This is a genomic window from Candidatus Igneacidithiobacillus taiwanensis (assembly GCF_031962545.1).
Classification (GTDB): domain Bacteria; phylum Pseudomonadota; class Gammaproteobacteria; order Acidithiobacillales; family Acidithiobacillaceae; genus Igneacidithiobacillus; species Igneacidithiobacillus taiwanensis.
Genome location: NZ_JAVRKK010000023.1, coordinates 1 through 25,978, shown reverse-complemented (window position 1 = coordinate 25,978; position 25,978 = coordinate 1). Strand labels below are relative to the sequence as shown.

General features: G+C 59.0%; 23 protein-coding genes and 1 rRNA gene. 14 read left to right on the top strand and 10 right to left on the bottom strand.

The genetic code is table 11. The features are described from left to right. The 9 genes from rrf to RTI30_RS05185 all read left to right on the top strand — a co-directional run. Positions 1-96, top strand: a 5S ribosomal RNA gene (rrf, locus tag RTI30_RS05225); the annotation flags it as partial. Between the two features lie 117 nt (positions 97-213). Then, positions 214-660 carry a ribosome maturation factor RimP gene (rimP, locus tag RTI30_RS05220; RefSeq protein WP_312262648.1) on the top strand — a complete coding sequence of 149 codons (447 nt, stop codon included), beginning with the start codon at positions 214-216 and terminating at the stop codon, positions 658-660. Between the two features lie 25 nt (positions 661-685). After that, a complete protein-coding gene (nusA, locus tag RTI30_RS05215) occupies positions 686-2,167 on the top strand; it encodes a transcription termination factor NusA (RefSeq protein ID WP_312262647.1) in 1,482 nt (493 codons plus the stop codon). Between the two features lie 56 nt (positions 2,168-2,223). Continuing rightward, entirely contained in the window at positions 2,224-4,809 is a 2,586-nt protein-coding gene (infB, locus tag RTI30_RS05210; protein ID WP_312262646.1) for a translation initiation factor IF-2, read from the top strand. Positions 4,810-4,821: 12 nt separating this feature from the next. After that, a complete protein-coding gene (locus tag RTI30_RS05205; RefSeq protein ID WP_312262645.1) occupies positions 4,822-5,205 on the top strand; it encodes a ribosome-binding factor A in 384 nt (127 codons plus the stop codon). After that, on the top strand, positions 5,202-6,086 hold the full coding sequence (gene truB, locus RTI30_RS05200; protein ID WP_312262644.1) for a tRNA pseudouridine(55) synthase TruB: 885 nt from the start codon (positions 5,202-5,204) through the stop codon (positions 6,084-6,086). Before RTI30_RS05205 ends, truB begins: the two co-directional genes overlap by 4 nt. A gap of 39 nt (positions 6,087-6,125) precedes the next feature. Then, on the top strand, positions 6,126-6,395 hold the full coding sequence (rpsO, locus tag RTI30_RS05195; protein ID WP_312262643.1) for a 30S ribosomal protein S15: 270 nt from the start codon (positions 6,126-6,128) through the stop codon (positions 6,393-6,395). 25 nt (positions 6,396-6,420) lie between these two features. Continuing rightward, on the top strand, positions 6,421-8,502 hold the full coding sequence (gene pnp / locus RTI30_RS05190; RefSeq protein ID WP_312262642.1) for a polyribonucleotide nucleotidyltransferase: 2,082 nt from the start codon (positions 6,421-6,423) through the stop codon (positions 8,500-8,502). Positions 8,503-8,560: 58 nt separating this feature from the next. Beyond that, a complete protein-coding gene (locus RTI30_RS05185; RefSeq protein WP_312262641.1) occupies positions 8,561-9,790 on the top strand; it encodes a pitrilysin family protein in 1,230 nt (409 codons plus the stop codon). Positions 9,791-9,803: 13 nt separating this feature from the next. Here RTI30_RS05185 and gloB read toward each other — a convergent pair whose 3' ends face one another. Further along, positions 9,804-10,550 carry a hydroxyacylglutathione hydrolase gene (gene gloB / locus RTI30_RS05180; protein ID WP_312262640.1) on the bottom strand — a complete coding sequence of 249 codons (747 nt, stop codon included), beginning with the start codon at positions 10,548-10,550 and terminating at the stop codon, positions 9,804-9,806. A gap of 61 nt (positions 10,551-10,611) precedes the next feature. Between gloB and RTI30_RS05175 the strand changes: the two genes are divergently transcribed. Genes RTI30_RS05175 through dnaQ form a run of 3 tightly spaced genes read left to right on the top strand, consistent with a single transcriptional unit; the run spans position 10,612 to position 12,541 of the window. Further along, positions 10,612-11,391 carry a methyltransferase domain-containing protein gene (locus tag RTI30_RS05175; RefSeq protein ID WP_312262639.1) on the top strand — a complete coding sequence of 260 codons (780 nt, stop codon included), beginning with the start codon at positions 10,612-10,614 and terminating at the stop codon, positions 11,389-11,391. Further along, a complete protein-coding gene (gene rnhA, locus RTI30_RS05170) occupies positions 11,388-11,864 on the top strand; it encodes a ribonuclease HI (RefSeq protein ID WP_312262638.1) in 477 nt (158 codons plus the stop codon). Before RTI30_RS05175 ends, rnhA begins: the two co-directional genes overlap by 4 nt. Further along, on the top strand, positions 11,861-12,541 hold the full coding sequence (gene dnaQ / locus RTI30_RS05165) for a DNA polymerase III subunit epsilon (RefSeq protein ID WP_312262637.1): 681 nt from the start codon (positions 11,861-11,863) through the stop codon (positions 12,539-12,541). The genes rnhA and dnaQ overlap by 4 nt, the downstream gene beginning before the upstream one ends. A gap of 4 nt (positions 12,542-12,545) precedes the next feature. Here dnaQ and gloA read toward each other — a convergent pair whose 3' ends face one another. The 7 genes from gloA to RTI30_RS05130 form a co-directional block, all read right to left on the bottom strand. Beyond that, positions 12,546-12,941 carry a lactoylglutathione lyase gene (gene gloA, locus RTI30_RS05160; protein WP_312262636.1) on the bottom strand — a complete coding sequence of 132 codons (396 nt, stop codon included), beginning with the start codon at positions 12,939-12,941 and terminating at the stop codon, positions 12,546-12,548. An 8-nt stretch (positions 12,942-12,949) separates the two neighbouring features. Beyond that, positions 12,950-14,149: an argininosuccinate synthase gene (locus RTI30_RS05155; protein WP_312262635.1), complete on the bottom strand. Its 1,200-nt coding sequence runs from the start codon at positions 14,147-14,149 to the stop codon at positions 12,950-12,952. Positions 14,150-14,151: 2 nt separating this feature from the next. Continuing rightward, positions 14,152-15,087: an ornithine carbamoyltransferase gene (argF, locus tag RTI30_RS05150; RefSeq protein ID WP_312262634.1), complete on the bottom strand. Its 936-nt coding sequence runs from the start codon at positions 15,085-15,087 to the stop codon at positions 14,152-14,154. Further along, positions 15,084-16,247, bottom strand: a complete 1,164-nt coding sequence (locus RTI30_RS05145; protein ID WP_312262633.1) for an aspartate aminotransferase family protein — start codon at positions 16,245-16,247, stop codon at positions 15,084-15,086. The genes argF and RTI30_RS05145 overlap by 4 nt, the downstream gene beginning before the upstream one ends. Further along, complete coding sequence (locus RTI30_RS05140) at positions 16,247-17,470, bottom strand: aspartate kinase (protein WP_312262632.1); 1,224 nt, start codon at positions 17,468-17,470, stop codon at positions 16,247-16,249. The genes RTI30_RS05145 and RTI30_RS05140 overlap by 1 nt, the downstream gene beginning before the upstream one ends. 66 nt (positions 17,471-17,536) lie before the next feature. Continuing rightward, a complete protein-coding gene (locus RTI30_RS05135) occupies positions 17,537-18,322 on the bottom strand; it encodes a UDP-2,3-diacylglucosamine diphosphatase (RefSeq protein WP_312262631.1) in 786 nt (261 codons plus the stop codon). 3 nt (positions 18,323-18,325) lie between these two features. Continuing rightward, complete coding sequence (locus RTI30_RS05130) at positions 18,326-18,826, bottom strand: peptidylprolyl isomerase (protein ID WP_312262630.1); 501 nt, start codon at positions 18,824-18,826, stop codon at positions 18,326-18,328. Between the two features lie 130 nt (positions 18,827-18,956). Between RTI30_RS05130 and RTI30_RS05125 the strand changes: the two genes are divergently transcribed. Then, positions 18,957-21,197: a TonB-dependent receptor domain-containing protein gene (locus RTI30_RS05125; protein ID WP_312262629.1), complete on the top strand. Its 2,241-nt coding sequence runs from the start codon at positions 18,957-18,959 to the stop codon at positions 21,195-21,197. On the opposite strand, the gene RTI30_RS05120 is transcribed toward RTI30_RS05125, so the two are convergent. Then, positions 21,188-21,400 (bottom strand): DUF2892 domain-containing protein, encoded by a 213-nt coding sequence (locus tag RTI30_RS05120; protein WP_312262628.1) that lies wholly within the window; start codon positions 21,398-21,400, stop codon positions 21,188-21,190. The two genes, RTI30_RS05125 and RTI30_RS05120, sit on opposite strands and share 10 nt — an antisense overlap. Before the next feature lie 217 nt (positions 21,401-21,617). Here RTI30_RS05120 and RTI30_RS05115 point away from each other — a divergent pair, with 217 nt between their 5' ends. Next, the gene (locus RTI30_RS05115; RefSeq protein WP_312262627.1) at positions 21,618-24,020 is read left to right on the top strand and encodes a TonB-dependent receptor domain-containing protein; all 2,403 of its coding nucleotides are present in this window, start codon (positions 21,618-21,620) and stop codon (positions 24,018-24,020) included. 87 nt (positions 24,021-24,107) lie between these two features. Here the strand turns inward: RTI30_RS05115 and RTI30_RS05110 are convergent, their stop codons facing one another. Next, entirely contained in the window at positions 24,108-25,691 is a 1,584-nt protein-coding gene (locus RTI30_RS05110; RefSeq protein ID WP_312262626.1) for an APC family permease, read from the bottom strand. Positions 25,692-25,978: the final 287 nt, after the last annotated feature.

Genomic DNA, 25,978 nt, shown 5'->3' with positions numbered 1-25,978 from the left:
GGAACCACCCCTTCCCATCCCGAACAGGACCGTGAAACGCTGCAGCGCCTATGATAGTGGGGGGACTCCCCCCGCGAAAGTCGGTCACCGCCAGACTCCTATCCAATCAACCCCAGCCATGAGCGCTGGGGTTGTCTTTTTCTGCAGTGCTGCGTACAATCGCGCAAAAAGTGGGCCGAGTGCCCACTTTTTGTTTCTGAAAGGTTGCTCGTCTTGGAAAATCGACTGTTAGAAGGGATCGAAACACAGGTAGGCGCGGTAGGCTGCGAGTTGGTAGATGCGCGCATGCTGCGCTCTGGTCGCCAGGTGACTCTGCAGGTGTTCATCGACAAGGAGGGTGGCGTCAACATTGACGACTGCGTTGCCGCTAGCCGTCAACTCAGTGTTTGGCTGGACGTCGAGAACCCCATTCAGGGAGCGTACCGCTTGGAGGTTTCGAGTCCGGGGCTGGATCGACCCCTGGTTCGTCCTGCGGATTATCAGCGTTTTCTGGGCGCAGAGGTGGATTTGGAGCTGCATGCCATGGTCGAAGGTCGCAAGCGTTGGCGTGGAACTTTGCACAGTGCCGATGCGGAGTCGGCTACTTTGGCAACTGAACTCGGAGAGAGGCGGTTTTTTTTTAGTACCATTCGGCGAGCCAAACTGGTGCCGCAGTGGTGAGGGTCTTGCTTGAGGGAATGATGGGATGAGTCGAGAACTTCTATATCTTGCCGATGCTGTCGCACACGAAAAGGAAGTAGACCGGGAAGTGATCTTTCAGGCCCTAGAGGCGTCCTTGGTCTCCGCTTCCAAGAAAAAGTACGGCCAGGATTGGGATATCAGCGTCGAACTCGATCGCAAGACTGGAGAATATCTCACCAAGCGCTGGTGGACGGTGATCCCCGATGACGAAGAAAAAGAGATTCCCGATCAACAGTTACATTTGAGCGAGGCCCTTGCCAAGGATCCTACGGCGGCGATTGGTCAAAAGATATGTGAGGAGTTGCAGGCAGTAGAGTTTGGCCGAATTGCTGCACAGAGTGCCAAGCAGGTGATTTTTCAGCGGGTGCGAGACGCTGAGCGGGATCGGATCGTTGCCGATTTCGCGTTCCGCCAGGGAGAGATCATCAGTGGCGTCGTCAAGCGTATGGATAAGGGGAACGCCATTGTCGATATGGGCCGCGCCGAAGCGGTGTTACCCCGCGAGGAGATGATTCCGCGCGAGGCGATACGTTCAGGCGATCGTGTTCGTGCTTATCTGAAAGAGGTGCGTCGGGTCCAGAAGGGCCCACAACTCTTTCTGTCGCGTACCGCACCGGAGTTGCTGCTCAAACTATTTGCCCAAGAGGTTCCAGAGATTGCCAACGGTATGATCGAGCTCATGGGTGCTGCTCGCGATCCTGGGTTACGCGCGAAAATGGCTGTGCGCTCTAATGAGCCGCGGGTCGATCCGGTTGGGGCCTGCGTGGGGATGCGCGGCAATCGCGTGCAAACCGTCGTCAACGAGCTGCGCGGTGAGCGTGTGGACATTATCGTTTGGTCGGCGGACCCTGCCACCTACGTGATCAATGCCCTTTCACCCGCAGAGGTCTCGAGCATCATCGTCGATGAAAATACGCACAGTATGGACGTTGTCGTTGACGAAGATCAGCTGTCTTTGGCCATTGGCCGCGGTGGACAGAATGTTCGCCTAGCCAGTCAACTCACGGGCTGGACCATAAACATCCTTACCCAGGAGGAAGCTCGCCAGAAGCGGGAGGAGGAGGATGCGCGTTTCCAGCAGGAATTTATTCAGGAGTTGGGAATCGACGCCGACTTGGCTCTTCTTTTGGTCCATGAGGGCTTCACTTCGTTGGAAGAGGTGGCCTATGTACCGGTCGCCGAAATGTTGGAAATCGAAGGGTTGAATGAAGACTTGGTGACGGAGCTGCGGCGTCGGGCTCGTGATCGACTATTGAGCAAGGCGATTGCCCAAGAGGAGCAGGTGCACCTGAGCGAGCCAGCGGAAGATTTGCTGCAGTTGCCGGGGATGGATGAGGCCTTGGCGCACCAGTTGGCGGCAAAGGGCATCGTGACTGCAGAAGAGTTGGCGGATTTGGCTATTGATGAATTGGAGGAAATGGTGACGATCGATGCCGATCGTGCCAAGTCCCTGATCATGGCAGCGCGTGCGCCTTGGTTTTCGTGACGGATAGTCGGACAGGGCCAAGGTTGGTACGGCGGCGAGTGGAGGGATAACGGAGTATGACGGTTACAGTTGCGGGTTTTGCCAAAGAACTGCATTTGACGAATGAACGCTTGTTAGAGCAGTTTCAGGCGGCAGGCATTGCCAAACGGACAGCGCAAGATACGGTAACGGAAGAGGACAAGCAGAAGCTGCTTGGTTTTTTGCGGGGTTCGTTGGATAAGGCTACGCCGCAACGGATTACTCTCAATCGTACCAGTACCAGCGAGATCAAGCAGAATGTTGGTGCCGGCAAATCGCGTACGGTGCAGGTCGAGGTGCGACGCAAGCGCACCTACGTGAAGCGCGAGGCACTGCAGCCTGAGGCTGCCAGTGAGGAACCGAGCGTTGAGACATCGAAAGCAGCGGAAGTGCCAGCGGACGAGGCTCCTACTGTTGCCGAAGTGTCTACAACCGCGGTAGATGCATTGCCAGAGAGTCAAACTCCCGTAGAGAGCAGCGCCGCGCAGACCAGTGAGGAGCCGGTCCAGGCCTCCGTCGCGGATTCCGAGAAGATCGATGTGAGTGAAGCGGCAGTGCTCGAACCCGCACATCCTGAGGAGCGTGCCGACACGCCCGCCGATCGCCGGCGTTCTGGCGGGGAAAAAAGCCTGGCGGCGCCGCGTGTTACACCCGGTAGCGTCGCGCGTCCCGCAGCACCGGTGCCGGCAAGTGCGGCGCCGGCTGGAAAAAAGAAGGCGGCGCCCGGGCGTCGGGATGAGGAGGATTGGCGTGGTCGGCGCTCTGGCCGCAAAGCGGAGCGTGGCAGCGAGAATGTTGTCCTTCGCCGTCGGCGTAATGAAAAAAAGGTGAGCACTCCCGCGGGCGGAGAATTCAGTGCTGCGCCGGTGATTCGCGAGGTAGCGATTCCGGAAACGATAACGGTTGCCGAGTTGGCAAGCCGTATGGCGGTAAAATCCAGCGAGCTGGTCAAGGCAATGTTTAAAATGGGGGTGGTGGCTACGATCAATCAAGTGATCGACCAAGACACCGCCGCGATCGTCGTCGAGGAAATGGGTCATAAGGTGAAGATGGTCACGGTCGCCAGCCCCGAAGCCTTCCTGGAGGAGGATGCCTCCCCGGAAGCCGCAATCATGGCGCGACGTCCGCCCGTGGTCACGGTAATGGGACATGTCGATCATGGTAAGACATCACTACTGGACCGCATTCGCTCCACACAGGTGGCGAGCGGCGAGGCCGGCGGTATTACCCAGCACATTGGCGCGTACCATGTGGAGACCCCCAAAGGGGTAATCACCTTCCTCGATACACCTGGTCACGAAGCATTTACGGCCATGCGCGCGCGGGGGGCGCAGGCGACCGACATCGTCGTCCTCGTGGTGGCTGCCGACGATGGGGTGATGCCGCAGACTATCGAAGCCATCCATCACGCCAAAGCGGCCAACGTGCCGATCGTGGTGGCGGTGAACAAGATCGACAAACCCGGTGTGGACTTTGATCGCATCCGTCAAGAGTTGGCGCAGCATGAGGTACTCCCGGAGGAGTGGGGTGGCGACACCCAGTTTGTGCATGTCTCGGCAAAGACCGGTTTGCATATCGATGACCTCCTCGATGCCATCCTGCTGCAGGCGGAGATGCTCGATCTCGAAGTGCAGGTCAATGGCCCGGCCAAGGGGCTGGTGATCGAGTCGCGTTTGGATCGGGGCCGCGGTGCCGTGGCCACCGTTCTCGTTCGCCAGGGAACGTTGCGCGCCGGCGATACGGTACTGGCGGGCGCCCAGTATGGCCGTGTGCGGGCCTTGGTGGATGATACGGGTGCGCAGGTCGAGGAGGTTGGCCCGGGGTTGCCTGCAGAGATCCTCGGTTTGAGTGACGTGCCCCAGGCGGGGGATGAGGTCTTGGTGATGGCGGATGAGCGTAAGGCTCGAGAGGTTGCTTTGTTCCGCCAAGGAAAGTTTCGTGATGTGCGTTTGGCCAAGAGCGCGAAGGGTAGTTTGGAAAGTCTCTTTGAGGCGGCCAGCGAGGGCGAGGTGCAGCAGCTGTACTTGCTCATCAAGACCGATGTGCAGGGTTCTGCGGAGGCGCTGCGCAGCACGCTCGAGGGTCTCAGCACCAATGACGTGCGGGTGCGGGTCATCCACTCTGGCGTTGGCGGTATTACCGAGTCCGATGTCAACCTGGCGGTGGCCTCTCGTGCCGTCATCATCGGTTTCAATGTCCGCGCGGAGGCGCAGGCACGACGGTTGATTGAACAAAGTGGGATCGACGTGCGCTATCACAGCGTCATTTACGATGCCGTAGACGAAGTGAAAGCTGCCATGACCGGTATGTTGGCGCCGGAGATCCGAGAACAGATCCTTGGCCATGCGCAGGTCCGCGAAACCTTCCGCGTGCCACGAGTGGGCACGATTGCTGGCTGCATGGTCACTGATGGTGTCGTGCGACGCAACGCCAAGGTACGGATAATTCGGCAAGAAGTGGTGATCCACACCGGCGAATTGGACTCCCTGCGTCGTTTCAAGGACGATGCCCGCGAGGTTCGCGAGGGTTTTGAGTGCGGCATCGGCGTGCGTAACTTCAACGACATCAAGGTCGGTGATGTAATCGAGGCCTTCGAGACGTTCGAAGTCGCACGGACTTTGTAAGGCGTCGAGTTCATGCACGTGGCACAGCAACGTAGTTATCCCCGCAGTGAGCGGATTGCGCATCTCTTGCAAAGCGAGATCGCCGGTCTGTTGCCGCACTTGCACGGACTGACGGGAGTCGGATTGCTGCCAAGTATCACCGAGGTGCGCTTGGCTGCGGATTTGCGTCAAGCCACCATCTTGTTTTCCCTGATGGATGGTCCCGAACGGGCGGCACTCGTGCAGGCACGGCTGCAAGACGTGGCGGGGGAAATCCGGCAGATTCTCGGTAAGCGCCTGCATCTGCGGCGCATCCCACCGCTGCAGTTTGCCTATGACCCGCGCTTTGACCACGATGCAGAGATGTCGGCTCTACTTGCTCAGCTTCCGCCAGCGCCCGAGGAGGGGGAAGGATGAGCCGTTGCAGCGATGGGATCTTGTTGCTCGATAAACCCATGGGTATCAGTTCCAATGCCGCTTTGCAGCGGGCCAAGCGTATCCTCGGTGTGCGCAAGGCCGGGCACAGCGGTACCCTCGACCCCTTCGCCACGGGTCTGCTGATTCTGCTCTTTGGCCAGGCGACCAAGGTTGCCGACTACTTGCTCAATTCCGACAAATGGTATCGCTGTACCTTGCGCCTAGGGCAGGAGACCAACACCGGTGACCGAGAGGGAGAAGTGACCTTCCAGGCTCGTCCCGATTTCGACCAAGGGCAGCTCGACGCGGCTCTCGCTCGACTCCGTGGACGTATTGCCCAGATCCCGCCCATGTATTCGGCGATCAAGCGCGATGGACAGCCCTTGTATCGTTTGGCACGTAAAGGAGTGGAGGTACCGCGCGAGGCGCGCATGGTCGAAATCTATGCCTTGGAGCCCTTGTCTTGGCAGAATGACGAGTTGGTGCTCGATATCCATTGTTCCAAAGGCACGTATGTGCGCAGCTTGGCGCAGGATCTGGGACGCATGCTCGGTTGCGGCGCGCATATTGCCGAACTACGCCGTATGCGGTCGGGCAGTTTTTGCCTCGACGCGGCTTATACCCTCGACGAATTGAGTGCGGCGGTGGCAGAAGAACGCTGTCCTTTGCAGGCGATGGACTTGGCATTGCAGGATTTGCCGGCGGTGACGTTGACCGAAAATACCGCGCATTATGTTCGGCAAGGACAGGGGGTGGTGATTGCCCATGCACCACCGCCGGGACGAATTCGCCTATATGGTCCTCAGGCGCAGTTTCTGGGGTTGGGTGAAGTGATGGAGGATGGCAAGGTAGCGCCGCGCCGTCTGATGGGCGTAAACTAGCGATATTTTCTCAATGGATTGCGTAGGAGAAGTAAAGAGATGTCCCTGACTCGTGAAATCAAATCCGACGTGGTGAAGGCCTATGCCACGCATCCCGGCGACACCGGCTCGCCGGAAGTGCAGGTTGCTCTGTTGACCACTCGTATTGAAGGCCTTTCTGAGCACTTCAAGGTCCACCATCATGACCACCATTCTCGCCAGGGCCTGCTGAAGATGGTCGGGCAGCGGCGCAAGCTTCTGGATTACCTCAAGAAGAGTGATTTTGAGCGCTATCGCTCCCTGATCGAGCGCCTGGGCCTGCGGAAGTAATCCATCATCGTCGAGGAGAAGTCTCTTGAACATCGTGCGCAAAGAAGTAGAGTTTGGGGGCCACAAATTGGTCCTGGAAACGGGACGGATGGCTCGCCAAGCGGACGGCGCGGTGTTGGTCAGTAGTGGAGATTGTGTTGTACTGGTGACTGCCGTCGGGCGGCGGGACCTGAAACCCGGACAAGACTTTTTCCCGCTGACGGTGAACTATCAAGAGAAGACCTATGCGGCAGGCAGGATTCCCGGCGGCTTTTTCAAGCGCGAAGGGCGTCCCTCCGAGAAAGAGACTCTCACCTCACGTCTCATCGACCGTCCCATTCGTCCGCTTTTCCCCAAAGGTTTCATGCACGAGGTGCAGGTGATTGCCACCGTGCTCTCGGTAGACGGCGAGCAAGACCCAGATATCCTGGCCATGATTGGCACTTCGGCGGCCCTCGCCATCTCCGGTATTCCATTTGATGGTCCAATCGGCGCGGCGCGGGTGGGGTACCGAAATGGTGAGTATCTTCTCAACCCCAGCTATGCGTTGCTACAAGAGTCGGAGCTAGACTTGGTGGTGGCGGGAACGGAGTCTGCCGTGTTGATGGTGGAGTCCGAGGCCAAGGGGCTCAGTGAAGAGATCATGCTGGAAGCGGTAATGTTTGGGCATCGGAGTTTCCAGCCGGTGATCGCAACCATTACCGAACTCGCAAGGGAAGCCGGCAAGGCCCGCTGGGATTGGGTCGCGCCAGCGCACGATGCGGCGTTGCAGGCGATGGTGCGCGAGCACGCCGAGCCCCTCCTGCGGGAGGCTTACGCCCTGGTGGAAAAGCAGGCGCGTAGCAAGCGCTTGGAAGAGATTCGCGCGGAGCTGCTCGCCAAGCTGGCGGAGGGCGATGCGACCCGCGCCGATGCCGTCCATCGGGAAATCAAGTCCATCGAGACGGCAATCGTGCGTGGGCGCGTGTTGGATGGCGCGCCGCGCATCGATGGTCGGGATCGTTTCACCGTGCGTCCGATCAGTATCGAAGTGGGTGTGCTGCCGCGCACCCACGGTTCTGCGCTCTTTACCCGGGGAGAGACCCAGGCTCTGGTCACGACGACCTTGGGCACCAAAAGCGACGAGCAGATTATCGATGCGCTCCATGGCGAAACCCGAGATCGCTTCCTGTTGCACTACAACTTCCCGCCCTTTTCCACCGGTGAGACCGGCGTGGTTGGCTCCCCCAAGCGCCGGGAGATTGGGCACGGACGCTTGGCCAAGCGTGCCATTGCCGCAGTGCTGCCGCCGGAGTCGGAGTTTCCCTACAGTTTGCGCGTGGTTTCCGAAATCCTCGAGTCTAACGGTTCGTCGAGTATGGCGACGGTTTGCGGTGCTTCTTTGGCTCTCATGGATGCCGGCGTGCCGTTGCGCGCACCGGTGGCGGGTGTTGCCATGGGCCTCATCAAGGAGGGCGAGCGCTTCGCGGTCCTCACCGACATCCTCGGCGATGAAGATCATCTCGGCGATATGGATTTCAAGGTTGCCGGCACGGAAAGTGGCGTGACCGCGCTACAGATGGATATCAAGATCCAGGGCATTACCCGTGAGATCATGGCCCAGGCCCTGGAGCAGGCGAAGGCTGGGCGTTTGCATATCCTCGCTTTGATGCACGAAGTACTGGTCGAAGCGCGCAAGACACTGTCGCAGCATGCTCCACGGATCATCACCATTCGCATCAATCCGGATCGTATCCGCGATGTCATTGGGCCGGGCGGCAAGATCATTCGCGCTCTTACGGAAGAGACCGGCGCCACGGTGGATATCCAGGATGATGGCACGGTGACCATCGCTTCGGTGGATGGTGCCTCCGGCGAGGCAGCGAAGCGTCGTATTGAGCTACTCACGGCAGACGTAGAAGTGGGTGTGATCTACGATGGCAAGGTGGCCAAGATCATGGATTTTGGCGCCTTTGTGACCATTCTACCGGGCCGCGACGGGCTCTTGCACATTTCTCAGATCAGCGCTGAGCGCGTCAACGACGTGCACGATTACCTCAAGGAGGGGCAGACCGTTCGTGTCAAGGTCCTTGAGGTCGACCGACAGGGTAAGATCAAGCTCAGTATGAAGGACATTCCGCAATCCTGAGCTTGCTTTTCCTGCCGCCTATCCCTTGGCCGCCAGCTGCTGTTGCGAGGGGCCGGGAATGAATGACTCCATCTCCCTGCAGCAACTTGCCAACGGCGTCCGCATTCTTGGCGAGCGTGTGCCCGGTCGTCGGCAAGTCGCCCTTGCGGTTACCGCCCTGCGCGGTAGTCGTCATCAAAAGCCCCATGAAAATGGCTTTGCCCACTTGCTCGAGCACATGCTCTTCAAGGGCGCGGGCGAATATGGCGCCGCCGAGATCAACCGCTTGGGAGAGGCGCTGGGTGGTACCCTCAACGCCTTTACCGATCGCGAATCCATCACCCTGCACCTAACAGTGCTCGAAGAAGACTTGGCCCAGGGCCTCGATCTCCTCGCCGATCTACTGCTCCGTCCGCGCCTCCAGACGAGTGATCTTGCCCTGGAGCGGGCAGTGGTGGCGCAGGAAATCGCCATGGCTGCCGAGGATCTCGAGGATCACCTCCATGAGCGAGTGGCAGCAGCTTTTTGGGGCGATCATGCCTTGGGTTGGCCGGTGCTCGGCAAGGCATCGATAGTGCGCCGTGCAAGCGCTGCCCGACTGCGCGCCTTTCATGGCGCTTACCTTGCCACGGCCCCCATCCTGGTGGCAGCCGTGGGTGCGGTGGATGGCGAAACACTGCTGCGGCAGGTAGAGAAGCGTTTTGGCGAGCTCGCGCCGCGCGCCACGCCGCCGCGGGATAGGACGCCATCACCACAGCTTGGGATACAACGGCAACAACGCAATGCGCAGGCGCGCCAGGCGCACTTGCTATGGATGGCAGCGGCCTCGGCTTTTGGGGCAGGAGATCACCTAGCGGAGCTCTTTGCCAACCACATTCTCGGCGCGGGAATGGCCTCGCGTTTGTTTCAGGAGCTGCGGGAGCGCCGCGGTTTGGCCTACCAGACCTATTCGCAGTTGGAGGCGCTCAGTGATACGGGAGAATGGAGTCTGTATGCCGCGGTGCCCCGGCGCAAACATCGCGAGGCCGGCCGCGCCATTGCCGAAATTCTGAGTGATTTGGCGGCAGTGGGGCCGACGGCAGAGGAAATGCGCTGGAGTCGGGAGGGGCTGCGCAAGCAGTGGCTCTTGGGCCAGGAAGATTTGGAAACTCGTCTGGCTCGCCGCCTGCGTCAGGTCGCCCAGGGCGGCGCCCTGCGCAGCGATGCGGAGATGCTCGAACAGTTACGTTCCATCTCGGCCGCAGATGTGCAAAGGATCTATGCGCGCTCTTGGCAGCAACGGCTCGAGTGGATACTGCTCCCGGCCTGATGCGGGTGCGTGGCTATGGAAAATGATCCTTCCACTGCCGCAGGGCGGCAAAAACCGCCGTTGGCGAGCGATCAGTAGCGCCATGCTCGCAAGCGGCGGCGATGACGCTTTCTTGCTGACAGCGTAAAAACGGGTTGCTCGCGAGTTCTTCCCCTAAGTGGCTGGGTAAACTGGGCTGCCCGGCGCGGCGCAGGCCATCGACTTTTTGCTGGCGCTCGGTGACGGCTGGGTTGTGCGGCTCGACGGCGGCGGCAAAGCGCAGATTGCTTTGGGTATACTCGTGGGCACAGCAGACCCGCGTTTCTTTCGGTAAGCTGGCCAGTTTTTGCAAACTGGCAAACATCATTGCCGGATTGCCTTCAAAGATGCGGCCACAGCCGGCGGCAAAGAGCGTATCGCCGCAGAAGAGCAAATCTTCCCAGTAGAAGGCGATATGATCCAGGGTATGGCCAGGAATCTCGAGTACCTCCAGCCGTATGCCATCAATTGCGACACTACCCTCGGTCAAGGCGTGGGTGAGGCATGGGATTCGCGTTCCATGGCCGTACACGGGTATGCCGTAGCGCGCCTGTAGGGTCGCGACACCACCGACATGATCACCATGGTGGTGGGTACAGAGAATGGCGCTCGGCTGTAGTTGCTTGTCTTCAAGGTAGGACAGTACGGGAGCGGCATCGCCGGGGTCGACGATCCAGAGACCGCGCTGGGTATCGACAAGGTAAATATAGTTGTCGGTAAATGCTGGAATGAGGGTGAGCATATGGGCTACCGCTCCAAGTCAGGGTACCATGGGCCTATGATCAGAGCACAAGCCGTTCCTCATGCCTAGGGGGGTCCCGCGTTCTTCCCTGCGCCAGCGGCGGGCGGCACAGTGGTGGCTCGGCCGCAGTGGTCGTTTATTACTCGAGCGGGCAGCATCCATTCTGCCGCCGTGGATCGAGCGCCTGCCCGCCGATACGGTTCTGCAATTGGGCCAACCAGTGTTTTGGAGCCCTCCTCCTCTGCAGAAAGATTGGATTCTCCTCAATGACGGCTATGTTTGTTCGGCGGAGGGATACCTGCAGGTCTATGGTCGCTGCGATGCCTTGCCTTTTGCTCCAATGCGTTTCGATTTGGTGATTGTGCCTTTTTGTTTGACGCGCATGCCGGATGCCCGGCAAATTCTTGAGGAGTGCTGGCGGGTGCTTCGACCCGAAGGGCATATCTTGATCATGGACTTCAATCCCAGCGGTAGTTTGGGGATGTTGCGGCGCTGGCACCTGTGGCGCCGCGATCGCAACTGGCCTTGGCGCCAACCCTTCCTCCCTTTGCCCCAACTGCGTCGGTACCTGGAAGAGCTCGGTTTTTGCCTGCGCCAAGGGCGCTACTTTCAGTATACCTTTCCAGGTTTGGGGCGCAGTGCGCAGTGGATGGAGCTGGTTGGCGATCGTTGGTGGCCGGCTGGGGCAAACGCCTACATTTTGCTCGCGCAAAAACGCGAGAGTGCGCCAACCATGGTTGGCATGATTCCGCGGAAAAAACAGAAATTTGTGCCCAAGCTGAGTACCGCGCCGGCCGGGATGCGTTTCGTCCAGGCCGAGAAGGATGGGGGCGGTGGATGAATGAGGCGGTAGTACGTTTGATCACCGATGGTGCCTGCCGAGGTAACCCCGGACCCGGTGCCTGGGGCGCGTGGCTGCGCCTGGGCGCGCGCGAGCGCGTACTCTGGGGCTACGCGCCGCAAACCACCAACAATCGCATGGAGTTAGGGGCCGCGTTGCATGGACTTTTGGCACTCAAACGGCCAAGTGCCGTATTGCTACGCTCGGACTCCCAGTATCTCATCAAGGGGATGACCGAATGGCTGCCGGGCTGGCAGCGACGCGGATGGCGCGCAGCTGGCGGTAGCACGGTGAAAAATGTCGATTTGTGGCAACGCTTGCAGCACCTGGCGGCATTGCATCGCATCGAGTGGGAATGGGTGCGTGGCCACGCGGGTGATGCAGAGAATGAGGCTGTCGATGCGCTGATCAATCGCGTTCTGGACCATCACGCCGGGGTGCCGCAGGAAGTAGAGGGAGAAGGTTGGTTATGAGACAGATCGTATTAGATACCGAGACCACGGGCCTCGATCCGGCGCAGGGGCATCGCATCATCGAAATCGGTGCAGTGGAGATCGTCGACCGACGATGTACGGGAAACAATTTTCACGTGTATCTCAACCCTGAGCGCCCTTGTGATCCCGAGGCAGTGCGCGTCCATGGTCTGACGGACGATTTTCTGGCCGATAAGCCCCTCTTTGCCGAGCAGGTAGAGGCATTTCTTGCCTACCTTGGTGATGCGGAGTTGATCATCCACAATGCGCCGTTTGATCTGGGTTTTCTGAAGGCGGAATTGCAGCGCCTGGGGCGCCCAGCCCTGCAAAATCCTGTCTTCGACTCATTGACCGAGGCGCGGCGACGCTTTCCCGGGCAAAAAAACGATCTCAATACCTTGTGCCGGCGTTTTTTTGTAGACAACAGCCAGCGTAGCCTGCACGGCGCACTCCTTGACTGCGAGCTACTAGCGGAAGTGTATTTGGCCATGACCGGTGGGCAGGTGGACATCGGACTGCAAGAAAATAGCCCGACGAGCGTTGCAGAGCAGCGTTCAGCTCCGCGCCCGACGCTACGACCGCAGGGGAAGTTGCGGGTGATCACCGCCTCGGCGGAAGAGGAAGCCGCCCATGCGGCGTATCTGGCGGAGATGGGCAACGCCCTATGGCCGCAGTGACGCTTCAGTCCTGCCGGCTTTTGCGCTCGATGAGCTCGATGCGGTAGCCGTCGGGATCCTCGATAAAGGCGATAACCGTGCTGCCGTGTTTCATTGGACCCGCTTCGCGCACCACTTTGCCGCCTTGGGCGCGAATTTCGGCGCAGGTGGCAGCGGCGTCTTCGACCTCGATGGCAATGTGACCAAAAGCAGTGCCGAGCTCATATTCATGCTCGCCCCAGTTGTAGGTGAGCTCGATGACGGCGCCGCGGTCCTCTTCCTCAAAACCGACGAAAGCCAGGGTAAATTTGCCCTCGGGGTAGTCTTTGCGCCGCAGCACGCGCATACCCAAAATTTCGGTATAGAAGGCCAGGGAGCGCTCGAGGTCGCGCACCCGGAGCATGGTGTGGAGGATTCGCATGGGCACTCCTAGCCTTGTAGGCGTTTCTCGATACGCAGGCGCAGAGCGTTGAGCTTGATGAAGCCCTCGGCATCGGCCTGCCGGTAGGCGCCAGCATCGTCCTCGAAGGTGGCGATGCGCGGATCGAACAGGCTCTGCTCCGATTTACGACCCACCACGGTGCAGGAGCCCTTGTAGAGCTTGAGACGAACGATGCCGTTGACCAGACGCTGGGTTTGGTCGATGAGGGCCTGTAGGGCGCGCCGCTCAGGGCTCCACCAATAACCGTTGTAGATGATGCTGGCATAGCGGGGCATGAGCTCATCCTTGAGATGCGCTGCCTCGCGGTCGAGGGTGATGGACTCGATGGCGCGGTGGGCGCGTAGCAGGATGGTACCGCCGGGGGTCTCGTAGCAGCCGCGAGATTTCATCCCTACATAGCGGTTTTCGACGATGTCGAGGCGGCCGACGCCATGGGCGCCGCCGATGGTGTTGAGATGCGCCAGCAGCGCCGCCGGCTGCAGGGCCTCGCCGTCAACGGCAATCGGATCGCCATGGACAAATTGGATTTCGATGTAGCGAGGCTGGTCTGGGGCCTTTTCCGGCGCCGTCGTCCAGCGCCACATGGATTCCTCGGCCTCGGCCCAAGGGTCTTCGAGGATCCCGCCCTCATAAGAGATATGGAGCAGGTTGGCATCCATGGAGTAAGGCGATTTCTGGCCATGCCGTTCAATCGGGATGCCATGCTTTTCGGCATATTGCAGGAGCTTTTCCCGGGAGTTCAGGTCCCATTCCCGCCAGGGGGCAATCACCCGAATCTTGGGGTCGAGGGCGTAGGCGCCGAGCTCGAAGCGCACCTGGTCGTTTCCCTTGCCGGTGGCGCCATGGGCAACGGCGTCGGCCCCGACTTCGGCGGCAATCTCGACCATGCGCTTGGCGATCAGCGGCCGCGCAATGGAGGTGCCGAGCAAATACTCGCCTTCGTACAGAGTGTTGGCGCGGAACATGGGAAAGACATAGTCGCGCACAAATTCCTGGCGCAGGTCATCGATAAAGATTTCCTTGGCCCCGAGCTGTGCCGCCTTGCGCCGCGCTGGCTCGAGCTCCTCGCCTTGGCCGATGTCGGCAGTGAAGGTGACGACGTCACATTGATACTGGTCTTGCAGCCACTTGAGGATGACCGAAGTATCGAGACCGCCGGAGTAGGCGAGTACTACTTTCTTTACCATGTTCAGACTCCTGATTTGGCCACGGGCCCAAAGCCCGCAAGGAATTCCAGCACGGCCTTTTGCGCGTGCAGTCGATTTTCTGCCTCTTCCCAGACGAGGGAATGGGGGCCGTCGATGACCTCGGCACTGACTTCCTCGCCGCGATGCGCGGGCAGACAGTGCATGAATACTGCCCCGGGTTTCGCCTGTGCCATCAGGGCCGCGTTTACCTGGAAAGGGGCAAAGCGCGCAAGACGCTCGGCACTTTCTGCTTCTTGCCCCATGCTCGTCCAGACGTCGGTGACCACCAGATCGGCATTCTGCACCGCCGCTTGGGCGTTGCTGAAGACTCTTGTACGCGCGCCGAGTTCCGCCTGTACCGCGGCACTAGGTTGGAAGCCCTCCGGCGCTCCGATCTGCAACTGAAAGTCGAGGAGCTGGGCGGCTTCCATCCACGAACGGGCCATATTGTTGGCGCCGTCGCCAATGAACGCCACCGTTCGACCGGTAACGCTACCCCAGAGTTCCTGGGCGGTGAGTAGGTCGGCCAGGAGCTGGCAGGGGTGATGGTCATCGGACAGACCGTTGATGACCGGCACCCGGCTGGCGCGGGCAAAGGCCTCGAGCCCAGCGTGGGAAAAGGTGCGGATCATGATGAGGTCGACCATGCGCGAGAGTACCCGGGCGGTATCTTCGATACTTTCGCCGCGCCCCAGTTGGGTGTCGCGCGGCGAAAGGAAGAGAGCATGACCGCCTAGCTGTGCCATACCGGTCTCAAAGGAAACCCGGGTGCGGGTGGAGGACTTTTCAAAGACCATTGCCAAGGTACGCTGGGCTAGAGGCGTGTAGGACTCCCCAGCGCGCTGCATGCGCTTGAGTTCCGCCGCGCGATGTAAGAGGGCCTCGAGTTCCCGGCGGCTGAAATCTTGCAGGCGCAAGAAGTGGCGGGGCGCCTTCATGGCTGCTCCTCCAGCAGGGCGCTGAGTTTTGCGGCAAGCAGCCGCACTTCCTCGGGACCGTAGATGAGCGGCGGCAGCAGACGGATGACGCGCTCGGCCGTGACGTTGATCAACAGGCCTTGGGCCAGGGCCCGCTCGACTAGTTTATGTGGCGCTTCCCGGAGAACGACACCGACCATGAGGCCTCTTCCGCGAATTTCCTCGACTTGGGGGTGCTTGCCCAGGGATTGCTGCAGCAGGGCATGCAGCTCCGCTCCCATCTTTTCGGCATGGGCCGGTATGTTTTCCCGCTCCATGGTCTCGAGGACGGCTAAAGCGGCAGCACAGACCAGCGGGCCGCCGCCAAAAGTGGTGCCGTGCTTACCCGCAGAGAACAGCGCCGCTGCCGGCGCTCGCGCAAGAACCGCGCCAATGGGAACCCCATTGCCAAGCCCCTTGGCAAGGCTCAAGACATCGGGCAGACAGTCTTCCTGCTGATAGGCGAAAAAGGTACCGGTGCGTCCGATCCCGGTTTGCACTTCGTCGAGGAGGAGCAGGGCTTGGTGTTGGTCGCAGAGCTTACGTAAGCCCGGCAAGAAGCCTTCGGGGGCCGGGCGCACGCCGCCTTCGCCCTGGATGGGCTCCACCAGCACCGCGCAGACCGCCGGATCTGCGGCAAGGATGGCAGCAGCGCTGCCCAAATCGCCGTAGGGGGCGCGGACGAAGCCCGGCACCAAGGGCGCAAAGCCTTCTTGGATCTTGCGGTTGCCGGTGGCGGTAAGCGTTGCCAAGGTGCGCCCATGAAAGGACTGGGTAAAGACCAGGATCTTCGGCTCGGCAATGCCGCGGGCGTGACCATGCAGGCGCGCCAGCTTGATGGCTGCTTCGTTGGCCTCGGCACCGCTGTTGCAGAAGAACGCCGCGTCCAGCCCACTCAGGCGACAGAGCTGTTCGGCTAGCTTTTCTTGCAGAGGAACCTGGTACAGATTGGACGTGTGCAGGAGCGTGCCCGCTTGCTCTTGCAGGGCACGGGTTACCGCCGGATGGCTATGACCGAGGCCGCAAACGGCAATGCCGGCAAGGGCGTCGAGATAGCGCTTGCCGGACTCGTCGTAGAGCCAAGCTCCCTCCCCGCGCACGAAGGCGACAGGGAGGCGAGCATAGTTTTGCATGAGTGCCATCAGGAACCCACCTCATCCAAACCAAAAGCGGCGTGCAGCGCGCGCACGGCAAGCTCTAGGTATTTTTCTGCGATGACCACAGAAATCTTGATCTCGGAAGTAGAGATCATCTGGATGTTGATGTTTTCCTTGGCCAGGGTCTCGAACATACTGGCGGCAATGCCGGCATGGGAGCGCATGCCCACGCCGACTACCGACACTTTGACGATGCCGGTATCGCCGCGTACGTCGGCGGCACCGAGTTCCGCAGCCACCCCGCGCAAGATTTGCAGGGCACGATCGAAGTCATTGCGCTCGACGGTAAAGGTGAAGTCGGTTTTGCCGTCTTCCGAAACGTTCTGCAAGATGACGTCGACATTGATGTTGGCAGCCGAAACCGGGCCGAGGATGGCATGGGCGATGCCCGGGCGATCGGGTACCGCCACCACGGTGATCTTGGCTTCGTTGCGGGAAAAGGCGATGCCCGAAACGCGGGGAGCTTCCATATTGTTTTCCTCACTGGTGACGAGGGTGCCGGGGCCGTCCGTGAACGAAGACAATACCCGTACCGGCACGCGGTAATTCATGGCAAATTCTACCGATCGCGTTTGCAGCACCTTGGCGCCGAGGCTGGCCATTTCGAGCATCTCCTCGTAGGTGATGCGATCGAGGCGTCGCGCTCGGCTCTCTATGCGCGGATCGGTGGTATAGATGCCATCCACATCGGTGTAGATGGCGCATTCATCGGCCTGCAGGGCGGCAGCCAGGGCGACGGCGGTGGTGTCGGAGCCGCCGCGACCAAGGGTGGTAATGTCGCCGCTCGCGGTAACACCCTGGAAGCCTGCAACGATGACCACCTGCCCCGCCGCCAGGGCGCTGCGCAGGCGAGTACCGTCGATACGTTCGATGCGCGCCTTGTTGTGGGCGGTGTCGGTCTCGATGGGCACCTGCGCGCCAGTAAGGGAAACGGCCGATTGACCTTTGTGCTGCAAGGCCATGGCGAGCAAGGCAATGGTTACCTGTTCGCCGGTGCTGAGCAGGGCATCGAGCTCGCGCGGGTGCGGGTGTGGGTCGATTTCCTTGGCCAGCCTGAGGAGCCGATCGGTCTCGCCAGACATGGCCGAAACCACAACGACGACCTCGTGACCGGCCGCACGGCTGGCGATAACCCGATCTGCTACGGCCTGGATTCTTTCGATACTACCGACGGAGGTACCGCCAAATTTTTGAACGATGAGCGCCATGATGGTGAGGAATGCCGTCAAAGGGCAAATGATACTGGCAGATTTCGGCAGTGTATAGCGTCGCGCCTAGCGCGGCGCTGGCGTGTACCGCCAGAGACGGCAGTTTCCTGTGGGCGCGCAGAGCAGGAGCGTGGCACCCGTTGCTTGCCAGTCGCTGAGTACATAGCGGCGCGCCTGCAAATCAGGAATTTCCTCGTCGATGGGCAGGTGGGTATGGCCGTGGATGAGCGTCCGATAGGGGGCTAGAGCAGAGTGGAATACCCCGGTGCCGGTCAAGGCCGCCACAATTCCCGCAGGGCTTGCCTGGGTCATGGCAGTACTCTTTTTTTGTAGTTCTCGTTGGCTACGGCGGCGTAACTTCTTGCCCAGCGCCAACAGCGCTGAATAGGGCAGGGCGCGCAGCAGGGCGCGGACGAGCGGATTGCGAATCACCCGTCGAAAGCGCAGGTAGGCATGGTCATCCGTAACCAGGAGGTCACCATGGGTCAGGACGATGCCGCCGGGTAACAGGGTGGGGTCTGCGAGGGCTCGTAACGCGAAATTCTGTAGGGTGCGAGCGTCGAGAGCAAAGTCGCGATTGCCGGTCATTACCCAGACACGCATACCTTTACGCACCAGTCCTTGCAGAGCCCGCAAGACGGTTTGCTGGGGTTCCTCCTGTGCCTGGGCAGGATGCACCCAAAAATCGAAGAGGTCGCCGAGGATGCAGAGATCACTGACGCCAGCGGGAATCTCTTCGCAAAACTGCAAAAAAAGAGTGGTAAGCTCGGGCTTGTCTACCCCCAGGTGCAGATCGGAGATGCAGAGGAGATCGCCCTGGCGCGTGGCCAGGGCGGGCGGTGCCGGCTGCACGCTTTAGGCGACGCGCTCGGCCTTCTCGATGATTACTGCCTCCTTGGGTACGTCCTGGTGCATGCCGTGGTTACCGGTGGGCACCTTGGCGATGGCATCGACGACGTCCATGCCCGCGGTGACCTTGCCGAAGACGGCATAGCCCCATCCGCTGCCCGAAGCAGAGCGGAAGTTGAGAAAATCGTTATCGGTAAGATTGATGAAGAACTGCGCCGTTGCCGAGTGGGGATCATTGGTGCGCGCCATGGCGAGGGTACCACGCTCGTTCTTCAGGCCATTGTCGGCCTCATTCTTGATGGTGTTACCGGTAGGCTTTTGTTGCATCTTTTCGGTAAAGCCCCCGCCCTGGATCATGAAGCCGGGAATCACGCGATGGAAGATGGTGCCGTCAAAGAAGCCTTCATCCACATACTGCAGAAAGTTTGCAACGGTTTTTGGCGCCTTTTCTGCATCCAGCGCTATATGGATTTCTCCATGATTGGTATGTAGCACCACCTGTTCCATGATTCGCTCCTGACGAAAGAGAAATTTGCACCCTCAGAGTAGGCGGCGCAGGCGCCCTTGTCGAGCCTCTTGCAGCGCAGATGATGATTTCCTAATATTGCAACCAAGTTGCATAAAAAGAGGGAGCTCCATGAAGCGTCGAGTCTGGTCTCTGGGGTTGCTGTGCCTGTTTCTACCGCCCCTGGCCCCTGGCGAAGATTTGGGTGCCGTGCGCACGGAGGCCGATAGTCAGGATCGGGAGTTGTTTGGCAGCCATGCGGCGGCTCGTGCTAGCACCGCTTATCATCTCGATCAGGCGCAGATTGCCCGTTTGGCGGGGCCTGGTGGCGCGAATGGCGAGGCGGCGTTGGCCTTTCTGCCCGGGGTTTCCTACAACGCGCCCGACGCCCTCGGCTTGGCAAATATTCAGAGTCCCAACAAGGGCCTGCGGGTACGTGGCGAAACGGCGCAGCACGGTGCTGGCGACCTCCTCGAGGGGATTCCCCTGATTGCCGGGGTGCCGGGGCCCGGACAGTGGTTGGTGGATCAGGGCGATATCCGGGGCGAGACGCTCTATGCCGGAGCGGTGCCGCCCTCGCTCCTTGCCCCCGGCAGCTTGGCCGGGGTAGTCGATAGTCGCCTGCGGTGGCCTACGGGAAAGCAGGGCATCAGTCTGGAGCAGAGTGTCGGCAGCAAGGGGTTTACCCGCAGTTTTCTGCGTTACGACAGTCCCCGACTCCCTGGGGATTCGACGCTATTCCTTTCTGGCTCCTTTACGCGTGCCGGTCTGTGGCGTGGCTGGGGTGCGAGCCCACAAGGGCGCACGAATGTGGCATTGGGTTGGCAGCAGCCCTATGCTGATGGCGTCGTTCGCCTCTTTTACGTGCATGACGACTACCGGGCCGACAACTATCAGCCACTGACCTTTGCCCAGAGTCAGGATCTCGACCGTTTTGCGCGGTTGGCCTATGCCGCTGATCCCAGCAGCAACCCAGCGCTGCCGCAGGCGGCCTTCTATCAGGGTTACAATCACCAACATTTTCAAGACGATGCTCTACTGCTCTCCTGGCAACAGTCTTTGCAAGACTGGGGTAGCCTGACCCTTGTTCCCTATGGATTGCGCGAGACGGGCGAATACTGGCGCGGCATCGTCATCGCGGGCCAGCCGTTGGTCCAGCGTTCTGCCATCGATACTTGGCGCTGGGGGGTGCAGCTACGCTGGCGCAAAGATCTGCAAAACTGGCATTGGTCGGCGGGATACGCTTTCGACGCCAAAAATCCCCCGCATCCCTTGCTGAACAGCGCCTTGTTTGCCCCTACCGCCGCTGGTGGCTTGCGCTTTTTGCGTTGGTCGCAGCTAGGGAAAGGCGCCAGCCCCGAGCGTGTTCACACCCTGTACGGTGAGGGAGAGTGGCGTGCCGGGCCCTGGTCGCTGAGCGCCGGAGGGCGCTATCTTTGGGATACCTTGCCCGGTATTACCAGCTTTGCCCCGGCAAGCACCCAAGCCACGGCGCTGAGTGCGGCCCTCAGCACGGCAACACCCGTTCCGGCTCTCTCGGTGCGGGGGCCTACCTTGCGCGCTTTTCTACCATATGCGGCGGCACAGGTGCTGTTGGCCCCCGATTGGCTCTTGCGGCTATCGGCAGGCAGTACGGTCGCCAATCCCGGTTACGATCTATGGCCGGCGTATCAGCAGAATGCCGCTGTCTTTCAGCGCGCCGGCCTGTCGGTGCAAAATCTTTGGAACGCCCAACGCCTACAGCGCAATGATCAGGGTGATCTGGCGCTGCGCTGGTTTGGTGCGCGCGGTTTTGTCGAGGGGCTCTTCTACTACGGTACTTTTGCCCATAAGTCGGTACCCGTATACGATGCTCTGGCTGGCCTGACCTATCCGCAAAATGTGGGGGATGGGCGCAGTTACGGTGCCAGCCTGAGCACGCAGTGGCAACTGGCGCCACGTTGGCAGCTGGCAGGCAATGCAAGTTACAGCCGCAGCGTTTTTGCGCGCGACCTCACCATTGCCGGCGCAGAGCCCCTACCCGTTGCTGGGTTGCAAACCCCGGATACTCCCCTGTGGACGGCCAATTTAGCCGTGGAATATGCCAACCTGCACTGGCACGCCGGTCTCTTGGAACATTACCTGGGTCAGCGTTGGGCCGACAGTCTGCATCGTCAGCCCATTTCTGCCTATTTTCTAACGGATGCCCATGTCGGCTATGATTGGTCGCAAAGCCAAGGGCGCTGGAGCCTCGAGCTTTGGGTCTATAATCTGTTGGATCGCCGAGCGATTGGCTTGGTAAACACCGGCGGCCCCACCCTCGACGCCGGTGCCAATTTCTATCCCCTGGCACCACGGACGGTGGCCCTTAGCCTGGCTTGGCATTATTTCTGAGGGTCTGGATTACGCCCAGCGCGGCGCCGCAGCAGGGCGTAGATCGGGCAATAGCCACTTGCTGCCGTCGCGATCAATAAGAGCCCGGAGAAGGTCCACTCCTTGTACGGGAAGGGGTTCATGAAATAGATGGCAAGCAGGATGACGCCAAAATAGAGACGCAACCAGCGCTCGATGGGTTGCATATTGACCGGGATACGCATGGGCAGCACTCCTCTTCCGACATCAAAGTGTTCTTATTCTGCGCTCCCGAAAGCCTTCTGCCAAGGTAAATTTTCTTATGGATTTTATCTGGGCATAAATATAAAAAATTGAAAAATCATAAATTTGTCATGAATTGTTCATAAAAACGTAACACTCCTTTGCTAGCATTCACAAACATTCATACGTTTAACCGACCGCTACTACAGGAGTACTCTCATGTCCCCTCGCAAAACGCGTTGGCGAGCGCTTTCGCTCGCCGTGGCTGCCGCCCTGTCGCACAGCGCCTTTGTTTGCGCCCAAGATGCCCCGGATACCGCTACACCCCCGCATCAGCACAAGCATCATCAGCAGCAAGCGGTGAATGTGGGCGAAGTGGCAAATAATGTCGTCACCCAATCTGCCTTTGCAGGTCGCACGCCGCTCTTACCCAGTCAAAAAGAGATCTTCCACTCCGGTATTTCCAGCAAAGTATTGAGCCGTGCCGAAATCGAGGCAGCGGGACCAGCAGCGGGTGGCGCACAGATGCTGAGTTATGCTCCCGGCGTCAATGTCCTTGCCAGCTACGGAACCGGTGCTGCCAAGGCACAGATCAGTATCGACGGTATCAAGCAGGGCTGGGGAAATCCGAAGGGCTCCGAGGCGGCGCACAGTATTGCGGTGGAGTTTGATGGCATCCCGATGAACAACCCCGCCACGGGACTCTGGCAGTCACCCCAAGTCAACCAGCCCTCCCTCATCAAAGGGATCCATGTGACCTACGGGCCGGGAAACCCGCAAAATCGGTGGTTCAACAATATCGGTGGTAGTATCGATTTCGTTCCGATCCAACCTACTGCCAAGCCCGGTGCGAGTGTCGGTATAGAATATGGCAGTAATGAATTCAAGAATGTTCATTTTGACATTCGTACGGGCAATATCGATGGGTTTTCGGCGATACTTGCTGGTGGCGTCAGTAGCGGAAACAGCTTTCTGGGCGTTCCGGCCGGCACCACCCTTTATAGCCCGTCGGGCGTGGTGCTCCCCAGCCACAGCTATGCTTGGTTTTTCAAAGTTCGCAAGGAGTTCCATACTGGGGACGACAGCTTTGGTGCCTATCTAGCGTCTGGTTCCGCCTACAAGCCGTATGATATTCCGGTGAATGCTGCCTCGGGGACAACCATCAACGGTTTTGACGACAAGACCGGAAAACCGATCCCCGGCCCCTTGTATAGTCAGCAGACTTCAGGCTTCTACAATGCTGCGCCCTATAAAATTGATTCCAACAGTACCTGGATGTTCTATAATAAGTTGAATGTCGATATTGGTTCTGCAACCATTTTGCACAATGACATTTGGTATCGCTATGGACACCGCCTGCACAACCGCTATGCCTCTTTTGCCGTTGGTGCACCTAATACCAATGAGTATAACGATCCGCATAGCGCGACCTATGGCGATAAGCTCTGGTTTGATAGTAACTTGCCCTACAATCAGATCGGTTTTGGCGGGTACTTCATCAAGAGCAGAGATAATACGAAGAACGCCTTTTTCAGCAGCTATCCGCCCTACAATGCCAATCGCTTCGTTCCCAACGACAAGTATCGCAGCAATTTTCTCGATGTGACGAATCTGTCGGCGTTCTTCCAGGATAGAATTCACATCATCCCCACCCTGGATATTACCCCTGGGGTACGCGTTGAGCAGTGGCAACTCAACTACACTCCCTACACCACCGAAACTTTCCCGGAAGCGAGCAAACTCTATCCCAAGGGAAATCAAGCAAAATTGCCTGCCGATTCACGTAGTTTGAGCGCGGTAGAGCCGTCGGTGAATATCAATTGGCGACCCATGTCTCATCTGGCTCTCTTTGCGAGTTACGGTGAGGCCAACCAGATTCCTGCCTTTGGCGGCGGCGGTGGTCCTTTCCAGGCCATTCCTGGTAGTTCTCTCAGTTTGGAAAAAGGGCAAAATTATCAGGCAGGGTTCAAGGTGCATGTCCGGCATCAGGGATTTTTGCATCATTTTCTGTTCAGCGCCAACTGGTATTTTACCCGCTTCTCGGATCAGTACCTACCCATCACCCTGGCCAATGGCGATGTCATCAATGCCTTTGGTACTTCGGATTATGAAGGCGTAAACCTCTATGCCGTCGACAATCCAGTCTACTGGCTGCATCTGTTTGGGAATTTGTCCTTGCAGCAGGCGCATTTCAGCAACTACGAGGTGCATGATAAAAATTATAATGGTCTGCCCATTGCCAATGTACCGGATAGTACTTTCAATATTGGTGCCTATACGAAGAGCTTCGTGCATGGTATTTTGCTCGAACCGCGAATTTGGCTCCAATATGTTGGACCGCAGGCGCTCTACGATAGTATTACCAAGTCGCCGTCGCCTTCGGCAAAACTACCGGCCTATACCCTCTTGAATCTGGCTTTGCACAGCAAGATTCCTCTACATTTGCCATACTTCCGCAACGTGGGGGTGGATGTCGATCTGCTGAATGTTGCTGGTAATCGCTACAATAGCTATGAGTACATCAGTAGCGGCGGCACCTATGGTCCCAACACCAAGGGTGATTTGGTGGGTTTACCGGGAGAGCCGAGAACCTTCTATGTCAGTTTGACGGCAAATTTCTAGACCCAAAGAGCAGTCTGTGCAGTAGCAAGGCCCTCGCCAAATTTGGCGAGGGCCTTGTGTGGTGTCATTCTTTGTCAAAACCCGACGTTACAGAGAAATTCCCTCTCTCTCCATGGCGGCAAAATAGTCTGCAACGCGACCATCGGGAACGGTGACTCGTAAGGCCCAGAACATGGAAAACAGGGCGAGTATGGTCACCCAGAGCATCGACCAGAAAAAGCCGATATCGCCGATTCCACCCAAGACCTTGGGGCCAAAGTAGGAAAGCACCCAGAGACCGATAAAGTACGGAAAAATCCAGCTGATGTTGTAGAACCCGGACATTCCCGAGTCCTTACCACGTAGGAGGCGCAGAATTCCGTAGATGATCAGTACCGCAAACAAGGCACCAAAGATGTAGCTCAGGGCTTGGAAGCCGCCCCAGAAGGCGACCAGCGAAGACATAATGAAAGCGGCTGGCGCAATGACGGGAGCTGCCCAGAGGCGGAAGGGACGCTTGAGCTCCGGTACGGAGCGGCGCAACTGCAAGAGGACGATCGGCCCAATACCGTAGGTGATGACGGAAATGGTGGTAATGAAACCGACGAGCTTCTGCCAAGAGGGAAAGGGCAGAAAGTAGAGACAGCCAATCCCGTAAGCCACAATCACCCCCACCCAAGGCACGCCCGAGGGGCTAATTTTGGTGAAGATCTTTGGACCGGCACCAACTTCACCATTGGCGACCACCGCTCGCGCGGCGGAAGTGCCATACACCAAGGCAGTGCCTCCAGGGGAAATCAGGGCATCGGCATAGATCAGTACCGCCAGCCAACCAATTCCGAGCAGAGAGGCAATAGCCGCAAAGGGTCCGAATAAGCCCGGAAAGTTCAGTTTCTGCCAACCCTGCGCTACCTGATCCGGTGGCATGGCTACGAGAAAGGCCCATTGCAGACCTACATAAATAATGGCACCGACGACGATGGCGCCAATCACCGCGCCTGGAATGTGACGCCCGGGATTCTTCGCTTCGCCCCCCAACTCGATAGCTTGACGAAAACCCAAGTAGCTGAAGACGATGCCGGAGGAGGCCACGGCTACGAACATCCCGTGGAAGCTGCTCTTCCAATGCAGTACATGGAGATTTTCGGGATGGTAACTGGCACTGACCAGGACGATGATGGTGAGGACGGGGATGGCCAACTTCCACCAGCCGAGGCCGGAAAAGAGCATAGCCACCCGTCGGATGCCCAGAAAGTTGAGTAGAAACATCACCCCCAGTAGCAATACTGCGGCGAGCAAGCCCAAGCCGCTCAACAAGCCTGTATTCCCTTGTAGCAGGCCGGGAATATAGTTGTTGGCGTAGGTGAGCACCGCCACCACCTCTACCGGGGCGATGGCGATATAAAACATGAACAATAGCCAAGCCCAAATTTTGCCGAGCAGATCGCCATGTACTACATTGGCAATGTGTGCGGCAGCGCCAGCGCGAGGAAAGAGCGGCCCGACCTCGGCGTAGGTGAGCCCCAGGAGCAGAATGGTGACAGCGCCGATGATCCACGAACCAATACTCAGCGGGCCGGCGATTTGTGCCGCATTCAGAGGCCCAAAAAGCCAGCCGGAGCCGATGATACCTCCCAGGCTCGCAAAAATCAGGCCCGAAAAACCGACTTCTCGTTTTAATTTCCCGGTCATGATGGTAGTCCTCTTGATATCAGAACGCCGGTGGGTCCGCCCCCTGCTTGCCAACTGCTCTAGCATGCCCACAACCCGGTTGGTGTTCAATCTTCAAAATATGGAACGCTGCAGCGGGCAAAGCCCCAGACTGCTCCCTCATTTACTATCGCACTATGCAAGCAAAGAGATGATCTCGGATCATTCTATGCATAAGTTCACAAACCTTTGGCACTTCTTTGGCGAGGGAGGAGTGCCATGCAGGTTCAACATGTCGGGTACCGGATCCGGGGGTTTTACCGGGTAGC

Coding starts and splice junctions, on each gene's coding strand:
- RTI30_RS05110 (WP_312262626.1), bottom strand. CDS start 25,691: ATGACCGGGAAATTAAAACGAGAAGTCGGTTTTTCGGGCCTGATTTTT.
- RTI30_RS05185 (WP_312262641.1), top strand. CDS start 8,561: ATGAATGACTCCATCTCCCTGCAGCAACTTGCCAACGGCGTCCGCATT.
- RTI30_RS05125 (WP_312262629.1), top strand. CDS start 18,957: ATGAAGCGTCGAGTCTGGTCTCTGGGGTTGCTGTGCCTGTTTCTACCG.
- RTI30_RS05175 (WP_312262639.1), top strand. CDS start 10,612: ATGCCTAGGGGGGTCCCGCGTTCTTCCCTGCGCCAGCGGCGGGCGGCA.
- nusA (WP_312262647.1), top strand. CDS start 686: ATGAGTCGAGAACTTCTATATCTTGCCGATGCTGTCGCACACGAAAAG.
- RTI30_RS05155 (WP_312262635.1), bottom strand. CDS start 14,149: ATGGTAAAGAAAGTAGTACTCGCCTACTCCGGCGGTCTCGATACTTCG.
- argF (WP_312262634.1), bottom strand. CDS start 15,087: ATGAAGGCGCCCCGCCACTTCTTGCGCCTGCAAGATTTCAGCCGCCGG.
- gloA (WP_312262636.1), bottom strand. CDS start 12,941: ATGCGAATCCTCCACACCATGCTCCGGGTGCGCGACCTCGAGCGCTCC.
- truB (WP_312262644.1), top strand. CDS start 5,202: ATGAGCCGTTGCAGCGATGGGATCTTGTTGCTCGATAAACCCATGGGT.
- dnaQ (WP_312262637.1), top strand. CDS start 11,861: ATGAGACAGATCGTATTAGATACCGAGACCACGGGCCTCGATCCGGCG.
- gloB (WP_312262640.1), bottom strand. CDS start 10,550: ATGCTCACCCTCATTCCAGCATTTACCGACAACTATATTTACCTTGTC.
- RTI30_RS05205 (WP_312262645.1), top strand. CDS start 4,822: ATGCACGTGGCACAGCAACGTAGTTATCCCCGCAGTGAGCGGATTGCG.
- RTI30_RS05120 (WP_312262628.1), bottom strand. CDS start 21,400: ATGCGTATCCCGGTCAATATGCAACCCATCGAGCGCTGGTTGCGTCTC.
- rnhA (WP_312262638.1), top strand. CDS start 11,388: ATGAATGAGGCGGTAGTACGTTTGATCACCGATGGTGCCTGCCGAGGT.
- RTI30_RS05145 (WP_312262633.1), bottom strand. CDS start 16,247: ATGGCACTCATGCAAAACTATGCTCGCCTCCCTGTCGCCTTCGTGCGC.
- RTI30_RS05140 (WP_312262632.1), bottom strand. CDS start 17,470: ATGGCGCTCATCGTTCAAAAATTTGGCGGTACCTCCGTCGGTAGTATC.
- RTI30_RS05130 (WP_312262630.1), bottom strand. CDS start 18,826: ATGGAACAGGTGGTGCTACATACCAATCATGGAGAAATCCATATAGCG.
- RTI30_RS05115 (WP_312262627.1), top strand. CDS start 21,618: ATGTCCCCTCGCAAAACGCGTTGGCGAGCGCTTTCGCTCGCCGTGGCT.
- rpsO (WP_312262643.1), top strand. CDS start 6,126: ATGTCCCTGACTCGTGAAATCAAATCCGACGTGGTGAAGGCCTATGCC.
- infB (WP_312262646.1), top strand. CDS start 2,224: ATGACGGTTACAGTTGCGGGTTTTGCCAAAGAACTGCATTTGACGAAT.